A 21,083-nucleotide genomic window follows, 5' to 3' on the forward strand; every position below is an offset into this window, starting at 1 on the left:
TTTACTTCTCGGTTTGACACAGTTTATTTAACACTCCCGCCTTCTGGATAGATATGTACTCTTGTATAACCTCGTCTGTCAGAACTTACGGCTCAATATCCACGTGCCCAAAGGTGCCTGCCCCAAAATTGCTTACTTAGACTTGCAAAATCTTGCATCAGCAACCTTGAACTTGTTCCTTTCAAAAATTGTACAATTTTACTAACACTTTGCTGTGGTTTATATGATATAAACATATGAATATGATCTACTGCAACTTTGCCTGAGATAATTTGGATCTCATTTTCCATAGTAACCTGCCTTAACAGCTCCCTAACTCTAACAGCAATTTGGCCTATTAGCACCCTTTTGCGATATCATACCAAGTGTACTTTCATATCGTACTTAGAGTGTGCATTATACCCATAACGTCGCATACGCGACTATTGTAACTTGCCCTTCGCCTCAAGGCGGGACAATCCCCGAAGGGGGACACTAAAAAATTTCTTCCTTAAGTTGTGTAATGTCAGCTTGAGGAAGACCAGTAGATTCAGCTATTAAGTCAATAGATACACCAGCTTCAAGTAAATTTTTTGCCACTGCTATTTTAGCCTGTTTTTCGCCCTCTTCCCTACCTTCCGCTTTACCTTTTTTATGGCCGATTTGGATGCCTTTTTGAGTAGCATCATCGAGTTTTTGTTCTAAGATAGCAGCTTCTTTCTGTAAATCCATTACCCTTTCTTCATAAGCTATAAGATCCTTCTCATTCCAATGAAACTTATCTAACTCATCATATGCTAGCTTTATTATTGGTGATTTTTCTGCTATTTTTCTTAAATCTTCATCGGTCGTTTCTTCTGCATATTTGAAGAAAAATAGCCAACGATCTACTACATTTTCTAGCTGCTCTTCTCTACTCTTAGGAAACTTTGGTAACTCAATGAAAATAAATTGAAAATCTTTTAAGTCATGCTCGTTAGTTTTTTCATCTCTTATGGTATGGCTAGATATATAATCAAGCTTATCAGGAAATAAATTACAGTTAGAAATAGCAATAAAGAAAACCTTCTTTAAATCAATGTACTTACCACCTTTATCAGCCTGCCTTGAGTAAGCCTTAGCATCATATAATTGAGCCCGTTTTTCGAAGCCTTTATCACGAGCGAGTTGCATCTCAATCACGTATCTGGCCCCAGTAGAATCTCTGCACAGAACATCGACAATACTCTGCTTATCAGAGGCAATTTCAGGGTCCATAATGGTGCTAAGGAATTCAACTTCTTGTATAGTATTTATTTCAGTAAACCCCAAAATATCATTCAAAAAGTGGATAAGGATATTCTTATTTTTTTCAGTACCAAAAATTTTCTTAAATGTTAAATCAAGCTTAGGATCTAAAAATCTTGAGAGAGCCATAGAAAATCCACTTAAAAAGCATTAATAATTATACACAATTGTGAAGAAATATTCAACTAAAATTCAAACATAGAAAGAAGCATCCCTTTTGTATATCTTTATTTGGTAGTATTAACCTGTATAATATTTATGATAAACATCTCGATAAGGTACCAGATAGCACAAAAAGTAAGGAGCTGGGGGTTAAAACAAAAATATACCCTGAAAAACTTAGCAGAAAAGGCAGGCATAAACTATCATACACTGCTAAGATATGAGCAAGGAACATGTGGCATTCCAACTGAAAAGCTAAAAGTTATAGCAGAGGTGTTATCAATTCCTATTAGAAATCTCTTTCCAAGACAAAAAGTACTAAAAGAAAACAGTTGTTTTGATAAAGCTAAGATCCAGGAAATGTATAATTTCATAGAAAAATACAAAAGAATAGAAGGACGCAAAGCAATTTATGCATTAACCAAATCTATCCGAACTGAGGAAGAAAGTAATATAAAAGCAGCAAGAATAAAAATTGCAAAGGATCTAGTTAAGGTAGGGCTTGATACTGAGATTATCTATCAAGCAACAGGCTTATCAACCGAAGAATATGCTGATAAAGAGAGATACGAGCCAAACAGAGGACAAGAGATAAAAAAGTGGAAGAGGCTATACGCAAGAAGAATTAGCAAAAAAGCTTAATATAGGACCCTCACAGATACATCACTACGAGCAAGGGAGTGTTACGATTTTAAGTGAAAGGTTATGGAAAATAGTAAGAGAATTATCAGTGGATGTTGAAGATTTGATAAAGGAATATAAAGAAAATGATTGCAAAGATGGTGAAGCAGAAAATGAATTATTAAGTTGGGCAAGAGAATATAGAAAAATTGATAATCAAGAATCACTAGATGAACTGAATATATGGGTAGAATTTTTATTGCAAAGAAAGCAAATTTACAAAGAGAAGATTGATAAAGTAGAGGAAATGAAAGTTGCAAATAATTTACTCAAGTTAGGTTTTTCTACTGATGTTATTTCTAAAATAGTAACAACTTCTTTTACATAAAGAATTAATTTTCAATTAGATAAAATAAGCATCTATTAATATCTTAATTTCTTGATGAAAAAATAAGTAAAAAAGATTGAAAAATTGATTTGACTTCACTCGAAAGCTATGGCCTTATGCCAATGCTGATAAAAAACAGCAGTAAATAATTAAAAACAATTTGTTATTAACGAGGAGTATATTTTATGAATAATGGTAAAAAACTTACAGAAGAAATTGAGAGAGTACTACAAAGGGTTCTGTCGCATTTGTAGGGAAGTAGAAAGAAGAATGATATAATTGTCTAAAAAAAAAGCAAAGATGTTTCGTATCAATCAAAAATTGTTGCCATATTTCAAAGGATTTAGCTTTTCAGCGGATGTTATCTGTATACATGAAATGTCGATTCTCTTTGAGCTATCGAGATTTGGAAGAAATGATGAGTATAAGGGGAGCAAAATGCTACGTTACAAAGGTGGGTTATCACCACTGATAGATGAGGCAGTAAGGAAAAGAAAGAAGCAGGTTGGTAGTAGTTGGAGAGACTTACATTAAATTAAACGGTAAATGGGTTTATTTATATACTGTAGACTTCCTCTTGTGTGTTAGTAGAGACAAGTCTGCAGCACTTGCATTCTTTCGTAAAGCCTTCAGGAGTAACTATCTTCCTGAGAAAATTGTAATTGATAAAAGCGGCAGTAATACTGCTGCTCTTGATGATTTGAATGCAGAAATTTCTGAAGATTACAGTTCTTCAAATAAAATATCTAAATAATATTGTTGATAGATTTATCAAAAAACTAATAAAGCCAATGCTTGGGTTTAAAAGCTTCCATTCCGCCAAGATTACCATCACAGGCATAGAAAATATTCGTATGATTCAAAAAAGACGAATTATTAAAATAATGTTTCTACTTTTGAGAATTTTGCTATGTTAATGGCTTCATAACTCCTATAATCCCACCTTTAATGATCTTCTTTCCTATGGTTTATAGATGCGACAGAACCGGAAGGGCAGCTGAATGATACAAGGCAAGGTCTAACTGATGAAGTAACTCAATAGAAACAATCTGAAAGCAAGGATGAAGAGCTAAATGAAAAATTCTTGAAAGCAAAAATTTATAGTAAAAGGCAAGGTAATTATGCTTCTGTTTCTTTTGTATTATCTGGAGCATTTGCTGTTGGTACAAGTCTAACAATGGTTCATTTAGCAATGTGTGTTTCGCTTGCTGTAGCTGCATTAACTTTTCTTGCAGTAGGATGTTACTGTTCTTATAACGCAAATACCGCACTTAATAACGTTGAAATCGAAAATGGTAGTTATAGAATAGCTGCTTGAGTATTAATTTAAATATTCTTTATTGCTAGTTTTATATCATCACTTTAATTTGGTTGTATTTTACTAAAAAAACTTTAGATTTATTTTATAATCGATACTCAAATATGATTTGGAATTTATTGCAGACAGGGCAAAAGGAAGGCTATAAAATTGCGTATACCAATGCTCGTATTATTGACCCGGAAACTAAACTTGATATAAAAGGTTCATTATTGACTGAAGGGGGTAAAATTGTTGATTTTGGCGAATCATTATTTTCAACAAGTGGAGTTGATGAAATAATAGACTGTAAAGGGCTTGTTCTAATGCCAGGCCTTATTGACATTCACGTACATTTTCGTGAACCAGGTCAAGAGCATAAAGAAACTATACATACAGGCAGCAAATCTGCAGCTGCAGGGGGCGTTACAACTGTAGTTTGCCAGCCAAACACTGTTCCAGCGATTGATAGTGTTGTCTTCGCTAAGTATTTGAAATATAGAGCATTTGAAACTTCGCATGTGAATGTTCAATTTTACGCTAAAATCACCACTTCGGAAGAAAAATTAACTGAAATGGCACTCTTAAAGGAAGCAGGTGCAGTTGGGTTCACCGATGATGGTATGCCAGTTATGAATCCAATGATTATGAGACAGGCACTGCTTTATTCAAGTATGCTTGGTGTTCCTATTGCTCAACACGCAGAGGATTTGAATCTATCTGCTGGTGGCGTAATTAACGAGGGTAAGATTTCTGAAGAATTGGGAGTAAAGGGAATCTTGAGTGCATCGGAATCGGTTATGGTAACTCGTGATATACTGCTAATGAAGAACATAGAAAATGTACACTACCATATTTTACATGTCTCTTCAAAAGATTCACTTGATGCTATTAAACGTGCAAAAGATTTGGGATTAAATGTTACGTGTGAAGTAACTCCTCATCACTTTACTTTAACTGAAGATATAGTAAAACAACACGGAGCAATCGCAAAAATGAACCCGCCGCTTCGCACTGAAGAGGATCGTTTAGCTATGATTGAAGGTTTAAAGACAGGTGTGATTGATTGCATTGCAACCGATCATGCTCCGCATGATCTTAGTTCTAAAGATCTGCCACTTGAAAATGCTGCATTTGGTATTATTGGCCTTGAAACAATGCTGCCCCTTTCACTTGAACTATATCATAGTGGACAAATGGGTCTACTTGATGTGCTTGCAAAATTGACATATAAGCCTGCAGATATCATACATATGCCACGTGGCCGCATACAGAAAAACCTTGTAGCGGACTTAATTTTAGTTGATTTGGATCATGAATGGGAAATTAAAGTTGACAACTTTGCTAGTAAATCAAAGAATTCGCCTTTCGGTGGACGCAAAGTGAAAGGGCACGTAGTACGTACCGTTGTGTCTGGCAAAACTGTATATTTACAGAAGAGTTAGTTATTATACAATTGTGCTCTCAATTTCAATCAATTGTAAAGATTTAATATAAGTGGTAAAATATAGCCACTGAATAAAAAATATATGCTAATTAGTACGACATCGGAACTGGAAAATGCATGTAAAGAATTGATGGAAAAAGATCCAAAATTTATAGCAATTGACACGGAGTTCATTAGAAATAATTTAACCTACTACCCAAAATTATCGTTAATTCAAATTTCTTACGGAGAGAAGAGTTTTATTGTAGATGCATTAGTGCCAGAAATTGATTTATCATTCATTAAGAAAATGATGCTAAATCAGGGAATAATCAAAGTGTTTCATAGCTGCCGGCAGGATATAGAATCCTTACTCACTGTGTTTAAATGTGTTCCCACTCCTATTTTTGATACCCAAGTTGCTGCTATGTTTTGCCATTATTATCATGACTTTATTGGTTATTCAAAAGTAGTAGAGCAATATCAAGGAATAGCACTGGATAAAATTAAAGCTAAAAATTCAGACTGGTTAAGGCGTCCATTGTCTGAGGATCAACTAGACTATGCAATAAACGACGTGGTATATCTATATGATCTATACCAAATATTGTGCAATAAACTTGAAGAAAGTAATAGGATGAGTTGGTTTCAAGAAGAGATGGAATTATTGGTTGATATAAATAAGTATTTGCATAGTCCAAAAGATGCATGGAGGAGGATTAAATTTAACTATGAAGCAAATCCGAGGCTAATGTTAGTTGTTAAAGCAGTGAGTGAGTGGCAAGAGACTTTAGCACAACGCTATAACATCAATCGTAATAAAGTAATTAATAATGCTGTAATAATTGGTCTTATTGAAAAAAATGTGGAGCGTATTGACGAGGTTTTAGATGATCTTGAGAGGAACACAAAAAATATAAAAGAGGAAGATTTATTAGAATTTATGAATATTTTCAATGAGAATGAGAAGGAGTTTGTGCAGCAAAATTATACTCTGTCAGATAATTATGATAAATCTGTATTTGATATACTCTCGATTATTTTAGAGAGCAAATGTAAGGAAAATAACATATCAAGAAAGTTAGTTTCATCAAAAGATGAGTTAGCTGGTTCAATATCTGGGCAGATAGATAAACTATTCAAGGGGTGGAGATATGATTTTTTCGGTAAGTCAGTTGAATCATTTTTGAACGCAGGCTCAAGGTTTGAGATTTTAATGGTAAAATCTGCTGATAGTACAGCTAAAATTCGGAGTAATCTGGTGGAGAATAACTGTTGCTAAAGTAACTTAGATTTATCGACAATCGTCATCCCGCTACGTGTTAGTGGCTAAGAGATACCGCGGCGGTATGACGGTTAAGTAGGGTGTCATCCCAAGTGCCCAGACACTGGGATCCAGGAAAATTGATTGTAAACGAGCAAACATTTTCGATAAAATTACCAAAAAGCTAGATCCCAGTGTCAAGCACTGGGATGACAGGAGAGGGAGGCTACTGGGATGACAGCTACCCTGACAACCGTCATCCCGCTGCTTGTTAGCGGCCAAGTGACGGTATGACGTAAAGCTACGTGTTTAGGTTTAATGAATCCACTATTTTTTTTACTTGAGAAAAAACATTTGCGCTGGTATCGATGATGAAATCACTCATTTGCCTTTTTTCTTCAATAGGTAGCTGAATACTGGACATTAGATTCAGCTTTTCTTTATCCATATTACGCTCACTGAGCCTTTGAGCTTGTACAGCGCTATCTGCATGGATAAAAACAATAAAATCGCAATATAAACGGAATCTTGTTTCCAGCAAGAGTGGAATGTCTAGAACTAGAGATTTTCTATCATTTTTTTTCTCCTGAGCAATAAAAATTGCTAATTCACTCTGCACAGCAGAATGCACTAAAGATTGAAATTGCTTCCAATTTTCATCGTAGGCCAAAAAATATTTAGACAATACTGCTCTGTCTATTTCACCATTTACTATCACCCCAGGAAATTTTTCTTCTGCATAACTTATTATGTTTTTGTCCACTTTATAAAGCTGGTGCACGACAGAGTCAGCATCAAACAAAGCGGCACCAAATTCTTTAAAGCAATTGGCTACAAAGCTCTTTCCAACTGCAATCCCACCTGTTAAACCTATGATCATATAGCAAAATTCCTTGTAAAACTATATTTATAGTAGCTGCTATGTCTATTTAAAACTGAATTCATGCGTATCAAAAGAAAAGCTATTATTTTTTTAGCAATTAAGTAAAATAGAGTGAAAGATTAAGAGGAGATTTTGAAAAATAAGATAAAAAAGATATTGATTTCAGGAAAAGAAGTGTGGCCAATCATCGAGGGCGGTAAAGGTATTGCAATTAGTGATGGAAGGTCAAGTGGGGCATTTGCTGCAGCGGATGCTGTTGGTACGTTTTCTGGTGCAAATGCTAAACTTATCGATGACAATGGCGAGCTGGTACCACTAATTTATAAAGGCAAAACAAGAAATGAAAAGCACGAAGAGCTAATTAAATATAGCATTGAGGCTGGAGTTAGTCAAGCAAGAATAGCAAATGAAATATCAAAAGGCCATGGGAGAGTACATATGAATGTACTTTGGGAAATGGGGGCAGCAGAACAAGTGCTTCATGGCATATTAGAAAAAGCAAAAGGCTTAGTTCATGGCATCACTTGCGGTGCTGGTATGCCTTACAGACTCGGAGAAATTGCAGCTAAATATCAAGTTTATTATTACCCTATTATCTCATCAGCACGCGCTTTTAAAGCGTTATGGAAACGTGCTTACCAAAAAATATCTTCTTTTTTACTTGGTGGAGTAGTATACGAGGATCCGTGGCTTGCTGGTGGTCACAATGGACTAAGTAATAGTGAAGATCCGGAATTACTACAGGCTCCATTTGAAAGAGTTGCAGAGCTTAGATCTTTCATGAACGAAGTTGGTCTTGCTGAAACGCCAATTGTTATGGCAGGGGGAGTGTGGCATTTGAAGGATTGGGAACATTGGTTTGACAATTTACAAATCGGACCAATAGCTTTTCAGCTTGGTACTCGTCCACTTTTAACAAAAGAAAGCCCGATTTCTACAGAGTGGAAAAAGAAGTTACTTACTTTAGAAGAAGGTGATGTATTTTTAAACAAATTTAGTCCAACAGGGTTTTACTCATCTGCAGTAAGAAATAACTTCATACGTGAGCTACAGGAGAGGAATTCACGTCAAATAAAATTTTCGGAAAGTGCAAGCGGAGAGTTTAACAATGAATTTGCAATGGGCAGCAGAGGTAGAAAGATTTACCTTACTGCACAAGACAAAGAACTGGCAGATAAGTGGACTCAGGAAGGTTATACAGAGGCAATGAAAACTCCAGATACAACTGTTATTTTTGTGACACCAAGCAAATTTGCGGAGATAAGACAAGATCAAATTAATTGCATGGGATGTTTGAGCCATTGTCTGTTTAGCAATTGGAAAGATCATGGTGACCATTCAACAGGGCGAAAGCCAGATCCACGGAGTTTCTGTATACAAAAGACACTGCAAAACATTGTACATGACGGCAATGTTGAAAATGAACTCATGTTTTCTGGACACAATGTTTACAGATTTAAGCAAGACCCATTTTATGAGAATGGCTACGTACCGACAGTAAAAGAATTGGTGGAAAGGATATTAACTGGGTATTAGGGTATGGTTGAATTGACAAGAAAACGTTACTCTGTTATAATAATTCTTTATTAATTTAATCTTAATTCTGGGGGAATTTTTATGCGTAGTAGTGTTTTAAAAAGGTATGCACTTGCCTATATAAAAGAAAATGGCAGTGACAATGGTGTTCAAGAATTTTTACGTTCTCGTGGTATGCAAAATATTGAGAACTGGAGTGATAAAATTTTTGAAGATGCGTATAAGGAATTTAAGCTCAGTAATCTAACTAATGAGCAGAACAGTACAGAATATGATAGAAGCAATAGGCAACAAACTACAGGCCCTCAAGTCACGCACGTACATATAAACGATAATAGAGGTTTAGATTTTTGGGATTATTTACTACTTAGCAACCTGTTTGGTGGTCGTACTACAGTTATAAATAACCCTGGTTTTGATACTGTTGGCTACCAAAGCAGAGAAGATAAGAAAAAAGACTCAGAAGACAGCAGGAAATTATTAGCTTTAGGGATAGTAGCTGTAGTTGCGTGTGTTGCTTTCCATGCTTTAATGTGTGTTTGGTACAACAGCAGCGAAAAAACGGCTAGAAAGTCAGAAAAAATAGATTATCTAGATAGTCAACTTAAAATGTTCAGAAATATAGAATTTGCAGTTGGTGCAATTTCTTTAGCAGCTTTGATAGGTTGCGCTATTAACCCAGTCTTACCAGTTTGGGGTTTAGTCATTCTTGGCATTAATTCTCTTGTGTGTCTTGCTGGTGGTGTGGCTTTTCATATGAAACATAAGAAAGAGTCAGAAAATATTAAGAAGGCTGAAGAAGCGGTAGATAGCTATCCTGGACAAGGGCGTAGTTGTGGAGGTTATGATTCACCACCACCTCCTTACCCTAATACTGTTTCAAGTGCTCCTTCTTATGATAACACCAGACCTGGTGGGTTGTTTTCTCATTCTAATGCGGAAAAACATTCTGGAAATCATGGATGTAATGTATGAACATTGATTTTAGAAGGTAAATTGTACAGCAAATAGTGTCATTCCAGTGCTTGACACTGGAATCCAGCTTTTTTGTAATTTTATTGAACATGTTGTATAGTCGTTTGTTTACAATTAATTCTTCTGGATCCCAGTGTCTGGGCACTGGGATGACATTTTTGTGTTTGAGGCAAAATCTGCTATAATATTTAACACACTGCTTTCACAGACGAATGTTTGTACAGTTGTGAAGTTATGGACAACAATATCATAGCAACTCAAACGTAAGTTACTCACATTATACCGCTGCAAAACGCAGCGGTATAATGGCTTTTCAGATTGCTTGTACGATAGGATATATATTGATTTTTATTACTAGTGCAGATACGATAAAGCTTTAAACAGTACAAAATGGAGCAATTTGAGAGCTTTTACATCACTACGCCAATATATTACGTAAACGACAAGCCACATATCGGCCACGCATATACTTCCCTTATCTGTGATGTTACAGCTAGATTTATGAAATTAGCTGGAAAGAACGTCAAATTTACCACTGGTACAGATGAACATGGACAGAAAATTGAAAAAGCGGCTAAGGTAAAGGGAATAGAGCCAAAAGAATTTACAGATGAAATAAGTGTTACGTTCAGAAAATTGGCTGAGCTAATGAACTTTGATTATGATGATTTTATTCGCACCACAGAAGAACGTCATGAAAAAGCAGTTATAGCTTTATGGAATAGGCTTGAAGAGAGAGGGCAAATATATCTGGATTCTTACTCAGGTTGGTATTCAGTTCGTGATGAAGCGTTTTATCAGGAATCAGAGTTGATAGATGGCAGAGCACCAACAGGTGCTGAAGTTCAGTGGATAAAAGAAGAGAGCTACTTTTTTCGTTTGTCAAGTTGGCAAAATAAATTACTAGAGTTATACGAAAATCAGCCGAATTTCATCTTTCCTGAGAGCAGAAAAAACGAGGTGGTATCGTTTGTAAAATCAGGACTTACTGACCTTTCGATTTCTCGTACTAGTTTTAATTGGGGAATAAAAGTACCAGGGAATGACAAGCACGTAATTTATGTTTGGATAGATGCGCTCACTAACTATCTCACATCAATAGGCTTTCCTAATATAGAAGATGAGGAATATAAGAAATTTTGGACAAACTCCTTCAACGTTCATGTGATCGGTAAAGACATATTGCGTTTTCACGCTGTATACTGGCCAGCGATCCTCCTTGCAGCAGATTTATCACTGCCAAAGCAAATTGCAGTTCATGGTTGGTGGCTGAACGAGGGGGAAAAAATATCCAAATCCCTTGGTAACGTTATAGATCCAATTGGTCTGGCAGAAGAGTTTGGTGTTGATCAACTACGCTATTTTCTCCTTCGGGAAGCAAGTTTCGGTCAAGATGGTAATTTCAGTAAGAAGAACATGATCAGCCGCATAAACTCAGAGCTGGCAAACAATATAGGCAATTTAGTGCAAAGAACAATTTCATTTCTGCACAAGCAATGCTTTGGAGTTGTACCAGTGGTCGATCGCAATTTGCTTAAAGATGATGAGAGTTTACCAAATTGCAAAGCCATAATTGATCAAGTAATGGATCATCTATCAAAGTATGAATTTAACCAGATTATACTCCTGATTATCAATATCTCTTCCAAGGCCAATGCTTACATAGATAAAAGTGCACCCTGGACACTCAGTAAAACCGATAGAGAGCGCATGGATTTAGTAATCTACAAATTACTTGAATACATTAGAATGATTGGCATTTTGCTGCAGCCAATTGCTCCAAAGTCAGCAAAAATGATACTCGATCAGTTGCAAATTCCAAAAGAACAACGTGATTTAAAATCTCTGTGCAACGCATGTGTAAGCTTAGGCATTACACTGCCTAAACCTACGCCGATTTTTTTGAGGATCGATATTTAAAGAATCCTTAGTAAGCCGTTACAAGACTAGACTGAGTTGGCCGTTCTGTAGTTAGCCTTTTTAATTCAACAGAGTCAAAAAAAAGGTTCTGTCGCATCTATAAACCATAGGAAAGAAGATCATTAAAGGTGGGATTATAGGAGTTATGAAGCCATTAACATAGCAAAATTCTCAAAAGTAGAAACATTATTTTAATAATTCGTCTTTTTTGAATCATACGAATATTTTCTATGCCTGTGATGGTAATCTTGGCGGAATGGAAGCTTTTAAACCCAAGCATTGGCTTTATTAGTTTTTTGATAAATCTATCAACAATATTATTTAGATATTTTATTTGAAGAACTGTAATCTTCAGAAATTTCTGCATTCAAATCATCAAGAGCAGCAGTATTACTGCCGCTTTTATCAATTACAATTTTCTCAGGAAGATAGTTACTCCTGAAGGCTTTACGAAAGAATGCAAGTGCTGCAGACTTGTCTCTACTAACACACAAGAGGAAGTCTACAGTATATAAATAAACCCATTTACCGTTTAATTTAATGTAAGTCTCTCCAACTACTACCAACCTGCTTCTTTCTTTTCCTTACTGCCTCATCTATCAGTGGTGATAACCCACCTTTGTAACGTAGCATTTTGCTCCCCTTATACTCATCATTTCTTCCAAATCTCGATAGCTCAAAGAGAATCGACATTTCATGTATACAGATAACATCCGCTGAAAAGCTAAATCCTTTGAAATATGGCAACAATTTTTGATTGATACGAAACATCTTTGCTTTTTTTTTAGACAATTATATCATTCTTCTTTCTACTTCCCTACAAATGCGACAGAACCAACCCCATAGCGTGACGAATGAAGCGTTTTTTAAGAAAATCTGAATTTTCAACTACCATTAAACCAAGATTGCTCAGAACTTTAACGCAAAGTATTCTGTTGGAAAATATTCTATTTAGTCCATCAGTTGCAAGTGCCATAGTAAAATTATCAAAGTATCTATCACGTGAAATTTTCTTCAATAGATAATTACTGCCAACATCAATGCCAGAGGATTTTGCAGCAGTTATTTGTCTAATAACACTCTCTACATCTCTCATTCCAAGGTTAAGTCCTTGACCTGCAACTGGATGGATTGAATGTGCTGCATCGCCAATAAGCAAAATTCTGCTTTTATGAAGCTTTCTCGCAAAAGTAAAACTCAAAGGGTAAGATTTTCTTTCACCCTCTAATTCAATTTCTCCCAAATAAGAACCAAATCTTTTTTTGAGTTCTATGATAAACTCCTCTTCAGATAAGCTCATCAGCATTTTTGAAATTTCGCATTTTTCTGTCCAAACTATTGAAGAAGTATAGCCACCTTTCATTGGCAAAATTGCAAATGGACCACCAGGAAAAAACCTCTCTACAGCTAAGTTTTGGTGATGTAGTTCATGTTTTACATTAAATACCATGCTATTTTGTTTATAATCAAATTTTATTATTGTTATAGAAAACAACTCTGGCAGCTTAGAGTTTTTACCTTCAGCGCAGATAAATAGCGATGATATCAATTTTTGATCATTATCAAGAGTAACTTCCACGTATCCTTCGTCACAAGCGATTGTTTTATAGAAACGTGGAGAATATATATTGAGTTTATGCAAAAAATTATTATTAATTGCATTCCATATAATAGCGCTCTTGATTACATAACCCATTGGCTCTTCACCAACCATTTTATGGTCATAATGAACAGTAAATGGGCTATCTCCATCTAATATGCATATATCAAGTATTGGTTCAGCTTCATCTTCTAAGAACTGCCAAATTCCTAATTTTTCTAGTATTTTTTTTGACCCTTGAGAAATAGCAAATGCTCGATTATCATCAACTGCACGTGGTAAACTATTTTTCTCAATTACGGCTACAGATACAGAGTCATTACTCAGGCCAATAGCAGTAATAAGACCAATTAGCCCACCACCTGAAATGATTACATCGTAATTCATTTTATTTACCTAAAATTACATTTTATTCGTTTTGAAAATAGTTTAAACAAACTTTGTAGATGCTGGACTTCTTATCACTACCTTAGTATACCTCAGATTAGTAATAAAGTATTAATTATTTCATGCTAAAATAGGTTTTATTTTATTAAAGGAAACAGCTTATGACTACAGATTGCAAAAAAGAATTACTAAATTGCATTAGCAAGTACAGAGAAGAACTTGCAGAAAATAAAGCAGCAATTAGACAAACTTTAACTAGCGATAAAATTAATATAAGCGATTACTTTTATCAGGGTGATAAAATCTGTAACAAAGAGTTGTTTAACATAGGAAGTGAGTGTCAAGATACAAAATATGGTAGTCGACAAGAATATACGTATGATGAGTGGAAGGAAAAAATTGAAAAATCTCACGCTAAAGATTTTCTAGGGATGTTACAAAACGAAGTAAAAAATAAAATATCAAAGAGTCTTGAGGATTATAAACAGTATCATGAAAATGCTACTGAAGCTATAAAAAAAGAATTAGACATAGATTCGAAATTAAAGGCAATACTCAAAGAAAAGCAACAACCAGAAACTGATGAAACTCGAGCATATTATGACGTTATACGAGGTTTATATGAAAATGGAGACATGCACTCTCAACTAAAATGCAATGATCTTGATTGTTTCAATAGAACAATAGAAGATAATCTATCTCAAAAACAATCCGAGCTAGCTGCTATAAAGGATGACTTTTTGGATAATACGCAAAATATTTTTCAACATATTCAAGTTGAAGATAGTATTTTTTAGAGAAATAGGGAGTGTTAAATAAACTGTGTCAAATCGCATTTTTAGTTCAACTCGATTTTTAACCTACCAGGAAAAAAGATATCAAGTTGAGAGATAGTTAAAGCCCAATCATGTATAGGCATAGTCCATTTCTCTCCTGCCTTCTTTATAGCACAATATACCTGTTTATGCAAGGCATTTGTGCTGGTAAATGAGCCCTTAGTTTTAGTAAATTTTCTGATCTGTCTATGTAACCCTTCAATAGGATTTGTGGTATAAATTAACTTTCTTACAGGGCCGGAATATTTAAAATAACTAGACAGATTTTCCCAATTATTCTCCCAAAACTAAAGTATATTTTTCTCCCCATTTTTCCTCTAGCTCAAGTAAATAATTCTCGGCTATTTCTCTACTTGATATGTTTTTTTCAAATCATTCATGAAAACTTTTGCTCGATACATATTTCAGTGAATTTCTTATCTGATGTACTATACATTTCTGCTTTAGGAAATACGCTATTTATAGCTGTAGGAAAGCTTTTTAACACAAGCTATCAGAATATCATCTACTCCTCTCTCCTTTAGGTCATTTAGTACTCCCAACCAGAACTTCACTTTCAGCCAAATAAAAACCCAAAACTTCTTTTCTGCCATTTTGCTAATATGTTATACATACATTTGCTTACACAATGCCCGTCCTCCTTGACCTTAAAAAACCATGAACACTATTGGATATACAGATTGCAGCGGACGACTGCGCCATTCGTTGATTACCGGTAACAATTTGTCAGTAATACTTGATATCTCTGCTGCAGATATTTTATATTTCTTCTACATGCGATGCTATATCCCATGCCACTGGCATATGTACTTAAAACCTTTGCTTCAAGTTCGGTTGTTTGCCTTTTTCTGACTACTTGTGGCTCGAAACTTCCTTCTCTATCTCTTGGTGTCAATAGTTCAAATACTTGTCCGTAAAGTCTTTGAATTTCTTCGGTTGTTTTCTTCGCTTTCAGCCGACAAATGGTTTTCTATCTCGCCTTCCCTCTAGCAGTTTTTTGATAAATGGTGTTAATGCTCCATCTCTTCCTGTCAATGGTCTTCCTTCTCGTATAGATGATAAGATATTTGTTTCTCATTCTTTATAGTCTACCAAACCGGTAGTTGTGTTTGCTTGACTCATTGTCAAACCTCCATTTTTTTATCAATTTATTACTTTACTTCTCGGTTTGACACAGTTTATTTAACACTCCCGAAAGGAACAATGGATCCCAGTGTCTGAGCACTGGGATGACAAGGTAGGAAGTACTGGGATGAAACCTTTTTGCTTCAATATTTTGCACAGTAGCCATGCAACTTAACAGATACTTTTCTCTTCATTTATCCTAAGGTTTTTATGGGTTAAAAAACCCATAAAAACCTTATATAAAACCCCTGTTGTGATTAAAAATACACTAAATCTTGGTTTTCACATGTTTCATTTTCTGCCATAAGCGACAATAATTTTGTGCTCTCAAGGAAACTGTTTGCACTAGCTTCTAAGAGATCAGATTTTACTTTTGTAAGTTCACATTTAATCTGATCTATTTTCCCATTCAAATTTTTATGTGCATCTTCGACTAATTTATTCATTTCATCTTCTAAAAGTGTACTTACTTCTTTACTTTGTGTAGTGACAAGATCATTTATTTTGCTTGTAATTTCAGGTTTTATAAGGCTTTCAATTTTTTCTTCAGTATATTTTTTTACTGCTTCTTCTACCTGAGTTTTTATTTCTGGCTTTAGCAAATCTGCAACTTCTGGTCCTACTTTTTTCACTGCTTTTTCAGCTGCATTTTTTGCTGCTTTTTCAGCATTTGCTTCTACTGACTTTACTGTCTTATCAATTGAAGTCGATATTTTTTTTTCTATTTGATTAGCTTTTTCGCTAGCTATTTTGTTAGCTTTCTCTTCAGCTAAAGTTAGCATTTTTCCTTCTATTTTTTTTACTTCATCTTGAGCTGCTTTTCTAGCTTCTAGTTTTAAATCGTTACCCATTTTAGATATTACTTGATTCGCAGCTTCTTTTGCTGTTTTGCTTATACCAAGAATTTTATCAAACATTCCTGCACGATACACTTGAGAGCCGAAGTTTGATTCGTCAGCCAAATTTTTGTAATTGTATTCTTTCATAATGTACTCCTTAATTTAAAAACTATACTAACATTAATATACAAGTACAAAAATTATATTAATATTAGTATTGCTTTTCAGGGCAGTAGTATAAATTTATAGTACCTTTTGAAAAAATTCATGACTTGACGGCAAAGAGCATTATATTGGTATCATGACTGACTTGGAAAAGATGAGAGAAAAACTGCAAAATCAAATTAATTATCATAATATCTTATATTATCAAAAAAGTAAGCCAGAGATAAGTGATGCTGAATATGATGAACTGAAAAAAAAGTTAGCTGCAATAGAGCCAGAAGCTTATGCAACACAAGATAGTGTTGGTGCTCCGCCTGATGAGAGATTTTCTAAGGTGGAACATCAAGAACCTATGCTTTCTCTTGAGAATGCTTATGATGAACAAGGTGTAGAAAAATTTTTGTCTAAAATAAAGAGATTTTTAATTGCAGATGAAATAGAGATATTATGTGAGCCAAAAATTGATGGATTGTCATTTTCTGCAATTTATGAAGATGGGAAATTTGTTAAAGCTGCAACTCGAGGTGACGGTTTTGTAGGAGAGGATGTAACTCACAATGTTGCAACAATAAAAGGCTTTCCTAAGTTTTTACAAGATGTTCAAGGAAGACTAGAAGTAAGGGGTGAAATATATATCAGTAACAGCGACTTTTTAAAGTTAAATGAAAATAATGAATTCGCTAATCCTCGAAATGCAGCTGCTGGTTCTTTAAAGCAATTGAATGCGAACATTACAGCAAAAAGGCCTCTTAGATATTTTGCTTATTCTTTAATTGGTGGAATAGAGAAAAGTCAAAGTGAAGTACTAGAAAAACTTGAGAAACTTGGTTTTTGCGTAAATGAGCATCGTTCCTTAACAAGTAGTTTGAATGGAATGCTAAAGTTCTATAACGAGATCTATGATTATCGTTATAACTTGGATTATGATATCGATGGGATAGTCTATAAAGTGAATGATTTGGTGCTACAAAGTCGTCTGGGAAGTACACACAAAGCGCCACGCTCAGCGCTTGCATATAAATTTTCTGCGATTTATGCAAAGACAAAGTTAAATAAAATATTTATACAGGTGGGTAGAACGGGGGTTTTAACTCCAGTTGCAGATTTGGTACCAGTCAATATTGGCGGAGTGCTAGTTAGCAGAGCAAGTCTACATAACCAAGATGAGATAAAACGTAAAGACATAAGAGAAGGAGATGTTGTAATAATTAAAAGAGCTGGAGATGTAATTCCTCAAATTGTCAAAGTAGATGAAGGTTCTCGTCATGCAAATATGCCTGAATTTGTGTTTCCTGACATATGTCCTGAATGTGGTAGTAAAGTGCAGATTGAAGGAGTTGCAGTAAGATGTCCTGAAGAATTTAATTGCAAGGCTCAAATAGTAGAAAAACTAAAACATTTTGTGTCAAAAGATGCATTTGACATTGTTGGCCTTGGTGAAAAACAAATAAAGTTTTTTTATGATCTGGAACTAATAAGACAAATTCCAGACATTTTTATTTTAGAGGAAAGATTAAAAGAGTTTTCCTTAAAAGAGCATCATGGTTGGGGCGAGAAGTCAATAGCTAATCTATTAAGTGCTATACAAAGCAGAAGAGTAATCTCTCTAGATAGGTTCATATTTTCTTTGGGTATCAGATTTATCGGCCAAGTTGCAGCAGAATTGCTCGCAAATTATTATGTATCTTATGATAACTGGTATAATTCGATGTCATCAAATGATGTTGAGTTGGTAGGTATAGATGGTATAGGAGAAAAAGTAGCTGAATCTTTAAAATCGTTTTTTTCTCAGGAACGTAACATTAAAATGTTAAATGATCTTACTGCATATCTGCAAATTCTTCCCGTGAGCTCCAACTCTAGCGATTCTTTTTTGAATAACAAAATTATAGTGTTTACTGGTAAGCTACGTGCTATGAGCAGAGGGGAGGCAAAAGTAAGAGCTAAAGTTTTAGGGGCAAAGATCAGTTCAAGCCTTTCTACTAAAACTGACTATTTAATTGCAGGAGAAGATCCAGGTTCAAAATATAAAAAAGCAATGGAATTGGGTGTGGAAATTTTAGATGAAGAACAGTGGAACAAATTGTGCTAAACACAACTTAATCTGACGGGAATGAATTAACTGATAGAAGAATGGGAGTGTTAAATAAACTGTGTCAAATCGCATTTTTAGCTCAACTCAATTTTCAATCTACCAGGAAAGAAAATGTCGAGCTGGGATATGGTTAATGCCCAATCATGTACAGGCATAGTCCATTTCTCTCCTGCCTTCTTTATAGCACAATATACCTGTTTATACAAGGCATTTGTGCTAGTAAATGAGCCCTTAGTTTTAGTAAATTTTCTGATCTGTCTATGTAACCCTTCAATAGGATTTGTGGTATAAATTAATTTTCTTACAGGGCCGGAATATTTAAAATAACTAGACAGATTTTCCCAATTATTCTCCCAAAACTAAAGTATATTTTTCTCCCCATTTTTCCTCTAGCTCAAGCAAATAATTTTCGGCTATTTCTCTACTTGATATGTTTTTTTCAAATCATTCATGAAAACTTTTGCTCGATACATATTTCAGTGAATTTCTTATCTGATGTACTATACATTTCTGCTTTAGGAAATACGCTATTTATAGCTGTAGGAAAGCTTTTTAACACAAGCTATCAGAATATCATCTACTCCTCTCTCCTTTAGGTCATTTAGTACTCCCAACCAGAACTTCACTTTCAGCCAAATAAAAACCCAAAACTTCTTTTCTGCCATTTTGCTAATATGTTATACATACATTTTGATCAACGTGCTAACATAGAAGCTAAAGACGATGATGGATGGACACTTTTACACTATGCTGCATGGAAAGGCCGTAAAGAAATTGTTGAATTTCTTGTGGATGAAGAAGAAGCTAATATTAATGCTAAAGCTAATGGTGATAGTAAAAAGCCTATACATGCTGCTGCTAAAGCAGGTCATAAAGAAATAGTAGAATTTTTTCTTAGTAAAGGAATAGGGGTTGATGATGCTGATAATGATAAATGGACACCTTTACACTATGCTGCTCGTTATAATCACTTAGAGCTTTCTAAATTTCTCCTGGGTCAACATGCTAACATAGAAGCTAAAGACAATAATGGATGGACGCCATTGCACCGTGCTGCTGAGAGAGGCCATAAAGAGATTGTTAAATTTCTTGTGAATGAAAAAAAAGCTAATATTAATGCTAGAATTAATAGTGATGGTAAAAAGCCTATACATGCTGCTGCTAAAAAAGGTTATAAAGAAATAGTGGAATTTTTTCTTAGTAAGGGAATAGGGGTTGATGATGCTGATAATGATAAATGGACATCTTTACACTATGCTGCTGCTTATAACCACTTAGAGCTTTGTGAATTTCTCCTGGGTCAACATGCTAACATAGAAGCTAAAAATAAGAATAATAAAACACCTTTAGATCTAGCCCGCGAAAGAAATCACATGGAAATAGTAAGTTCTCTAATGCAACCACAATTAGGCCAAAAGATGACTGCAGTTGCGGAAGAAACTATCCAAAAAGTTAAAAATCTTATTGAGCAAAGTGCTAACATAGAAGCTAAAGATATGGATATTTCCAATGACAATTTAAAAAGTGACAGGAGAGCTTCTTCTAATGATAGCTTAGAAAGTGACGGAGATACTGCTCCAGGTACGACTGTAAAAGAGGCAAAAGTAGAATCTTATGCTAAATCAAGAAAAGCACAAAGACAATAAGTTGAAAATGTGATGTAAAGGAGATAAGTGGGCATGTACAACCGAGACGGGGGTACATTAGCCCATCTCTTGATGTATTTGTGTAACCTTTTTTTCTTTTAGCAAATTTTGTAACTCACCTTTTTCATACATCTCGCGGGTTATGTCACAGCCACCAACAAACTCTCCCTTTATATATAATTGTGGAATTGTTGGCCAATCAGAGAAACTTTTTATGGACTGACGTATTTCATCATTCTCAAGTACGTTGATGCATTTAAACTTTACATTCAATTTTTTGAGAATTGACACGACGAGTCCAGAGAATCCACATTGAGGAAAGTCAGAGGTGCCTTTCATATACAGCACTACATCGTTTTCTGCTATGTCTTTTTTTATTTGTTGAAAGTTGTTCATAAATATCACCTTAATTTTAAGCTCCAGTTTCTAGTTGCAATGCATGTATAGACTGACCTTCAAGAGCCTTATATACCATTCTGTGTTGTTCTATTTTTGTCTTTCCAGAAAAACACTTGGAAGTTATTTTTAAATGATAATGATCATCATCTCCAGCAAGGTCCTTAATCTTTATATCAGCATCAGGAAATGATTGTTTGATAATTTTCTCTAACTCGTGAATTGTAATAGTCATTGGTTTATTTTAATTATAAGT

At 34.8% G+C, this 21,083-nt stretch carries 16 protein-coding genes and 6 pseudogenes; 12 read left to right on the forward strand and 10 right to left on the reverse strand.

All coding sequences use genetic code 11. From position 1 onward, the window contains the following. Position 1 precedes the first annotated feature (1 nt). Together tnpA and OOK82_RS00985 are read right to left on the reverse strand one after the other, a co-directional pair. Positions 2-416: pseudogene (tnpA, locus tag OOK82_RS07745) on the reverse strand (IS200/IS605 family transposase). A gap of 58 nt (positions 417-474) precedes the next feature. Further along, entirely contained in the window at positions 475-1,395 is a 921-nt protein-coding gene (locus OOK82_RS00985) for an Rpn family recombination-promoting nuclease/putative transposase (protein ID WP_264704288.1), read from the reverse strand. Between the two features lie 129 nt (positions 1,396-1,524). Here OOK82_RS00985 and OOK82_RS00990 point away from each other — a divergent pair, with 129 nt between their 5' ends. From OOK82_RS00990 to OOK82_RS01015, 6 genes and pseudogenes are all read left to right on the forward strand, one after another. Beyond that, positions 1,525-2,070 (forward strand): helix-turn-helix domain-containing protein, encoded by a 546-nt coding sequence (locus OOK82_RS00990; protein WP_264686464.1) that lies wholly within the window; start codon positions 1,525-1,527, stop codon positions 2,068-2,070. Between the two features lie 16 nt (positions 2,071-2,086). Further along, positions 2,087-2,437, forward strand: a complete 351-nt coding sequence (locus tag OOK82_RS00995) for a transcriptional regulator (protein ID WP_264704654.1) — start codon at positions 2,087-2,089, stop codon at positions 2,435-2,437. 300 nt (positions 2,438-2,737) lie between these two features. After that, positions 2,738-3,365: pseudogene (locus tag OOK82_RS01000) on the forward strand (IS6 family transposase). Positions 3,366-3,497: 132 nt separating this feature from the next. Next, positions 3,498-3,755: pseudogene (locus tag OOK82_RS01005) on the forward strand (TomO hydrophobic C-terminal domain-containing protein); the annotation flags it as partial. Positions 3,756-3,859: 104 nt separating this feature from the next. Beyond that, positions 3,860-5,179, forward strand: coding sequence for a dihydroorotase (locus tag OOK82_RS01010; protein ID WP_264686463.1), 1,320 nt, complete (start codon positions 3,860-3,862; stop codon positions 5,177-5,179). 84 nt (positions 5,180-5,263) lie between these two features. Next, the gene (locus tag OOK82_RS01015) at positions 5,264-6,442 is read left to right on the forward strand and encodes a ribonuclease D (protein WP_029237687.1); all 1,179 of its coding nucleotides are present in this window, start codon (positions 5,264-5,266) and stop codon (positions 6,440-6,442) included. A 283-nt stretch (positions 6,443-6,725) separates the two neighbouring features. On the opposite strand, the gene coaE is transcribed toward OOK82_RS01015, so the two are convergent. Next, positions 6,726-7,304, reverse strand: coding sequence for a dephospho-CoA kinase (gene coaE, locus OOK82_RS01020; protein ID WP_264686462.1), 579 nt, complete (start codon positions 7,302-7,304; stop codon positions 6,726-6,728). Between the two features lie 135 nt (positions 7,305-7,439). Here coaE and OOK82_RS01025 point away from each other — a divergent pair, with 135 nt between their 5' ends. The 3 genes from OOK82_RS01025 (at position 7,440) to metG (ending at position 11,738) form a co-directional block, all read left to right on the forward strand. Further along, positions 7,440-8,843: an NAD(P)H-dependent flavin oxidoreductase gene (locus OOK82_RS01025; protein ID WP_264686461.1), complete on the forward strand. Its 1,404-nt coding sequence runs from the start codon at positions 7,440-7,442 to the stop codon at positions 8,841-8,843. Between the two features lie 81 nt (positions 8,844-8,924). Next, positions 8,925-9,818 (forward strand): DUF1129 domain-containing protein, encoded by an 894-nt coding sequence (locus OOK82_RS01030; protein ID WP_264704290.1) that lies wholly within the window; start codon positions 8,925-8,927, stop codon positions 9,816-9,818. A gap of 390 nt (positions 9,819-10,208) precedes the next feature. Beyond that, the gene (metG, locus tag OOK82_RS01035; RefSeq protein ID WP_264375458.1) at positions 10,209-11,738 is read left to right on the forward strand and encodes a methionine--tRNA ligase; all 1,530 of its coding nucleotides are present in this window, start codon (positions 10,209-10,211) and stop codon (positions 11,736-11,738) included. Positions 11,739-11,881: 143 nt separating this feature from the next. Here the strand turns inward: metG and OOK82_RS01040 are convergent. Both OOK82_RS01040 and ubiH read right to left on the reverse strand, forming a co-directional pair. Then, a pseudogene (locus OOK82_RS01040) lies at positions 11,882-12,509 on the reverse strand (IS6 family transposase). 46 nt (positions 12,510-12,555) lie between these two features. After that, complete coding sequence (gene ubiH / locus OOK82_RS01045) at positions 12,556-13,725, reverse strand: 2-octaprenyl-6-methoxyphenyl hydroxylase (RefSeq protein WP_264686456.1); 1,170 nt, start codon at positions 13,723-13,725, stop codon at positions 12,556-12,558. Positions 13,726-13,886: 161 nt separating this feature from the next. Here ubiH and OOK82_RS01050 point away from each other — a divergent pair, with 161 nt between their 5' ends. Next, the gene (locus tag OOK82_RS01050) at positions 13,887-14,522 is read left to right on the forward strand and encodes a hypothetical protein (RefSeq protein ID WP_264686455.1); all 636 of its coding nucleotides are present in this window, start codon (positions 13,887-13,889) and stop codon (positions 14,520-14,522) included. A 41-nt stretch (positions 14,523-14,563) separates the two neighbouring features. On the opposite strand, the pseudogene OOK82_RS01055 reads toward OOK82_RS01050, so the two are convergent. Continuing rightward, a pseudogene (locus OOK82_RS01055) lies at positions 14,564-15,626 on the reverse strand (IS256 family transposase). 317 nt (positions 15,627-15,943) lie between these two features. Further along, positions 15,944-16,672, reverse strand: coding sequence for a hypothetical protein (locus OOK82_RS01060; RefSeq protein ID WP_264704292.1), 729 nt, complete (start codon positions 16,670-16,672; stop codon positions 15,944-15,946). A 154-nt stretch (positions 16,673-16,826) separates the two neighbouring features. On the opposite strand from OOK82_RS01060, the gene ligA reads away from it, so the two are divergent. Beyond that, positions 16,827-18,782 (forward strand): NAD-dependent DNA ligase LigA, encoded by a 1,956-nt coding sequence (gene ligA / locus OOK82_RS01065; RefSeq protein ID WP_264704293.1) that lies wholly within the window; start codon positions 16,827-16,829, stop codon positions 18,780-18,782. 77 nt (positions 18,783-18,859) lie between these two features. Here ligA and OOK82_RS01070 read toward each other — a convergent pair. After that, positions 18,860-19,479 (reverse strand): annotated as a pseudogene (locus tag OOK82_RS01070) (IS256 family transposase); the annotation flags it as partial. Between OOK82_RS01070 and OOK82_RS01075 the strand changes: the two are divergent. Continuing rightward, a complete protein-coding gene (locus tag OOK82_RS01075; protein WP_264687193.1) occupies positions 19,460-20,431 on the forward strand; it encodes an ankyrin repeat domain-containing protein in 972 nt (323 codons plus the stop codon). The pseudogene OOK82_RS01070 and the gene OOK82_RS01075 sit on opposite strands and share 20 nt — an antisense overlap. Positions 20,432-20,488: 57 nt before the next feature. On the opposite strand, the gene grxD is transcribed toward OOK82_RS01075, so the two are convergent. Together grxD and OOK82_RS01085 are read right to left on the reverse strand one after the other, a co-directional pair. Beyond that, on the reverse strand, positions 20,489-20,827 hold the full coding sequence (grxD, locus tag OOK82_RS01080) for a Grx4 family monothiol glutaredoxin (RefSeq protein ID WP_264687194.1): 339 nt from the start codon (positions 20,825-20,827) through the stop codon (positions 20,489-20,491). Positions 20,828-20,843: 16 nt separating this feature from the next. Further along, positions 20,844-21,062 (reverse strand): BolA/IbaG family iron-sulfur metabolism protein, encoded by a 219-nt coding sequence (locus OOK82_RS01085; protein ID WP_006012412.1) that lies wholly within the window; start codon positions 21,060-21,062, stop codon positions 20,844-20,846. Between the last annotated feature and the right edge of the window lie 21 nt (positions 21,063-21,083).

Source organism: Wolbachia endosymbiont (group B) of Apotomis betuletana (genome assembly GCF_947250475.1).
Lineage (GTDB): Bacteria > Pseudomonadota > Alphaproteobacteria > Rickettsiales > Anaplasmataceae > Wolbachia.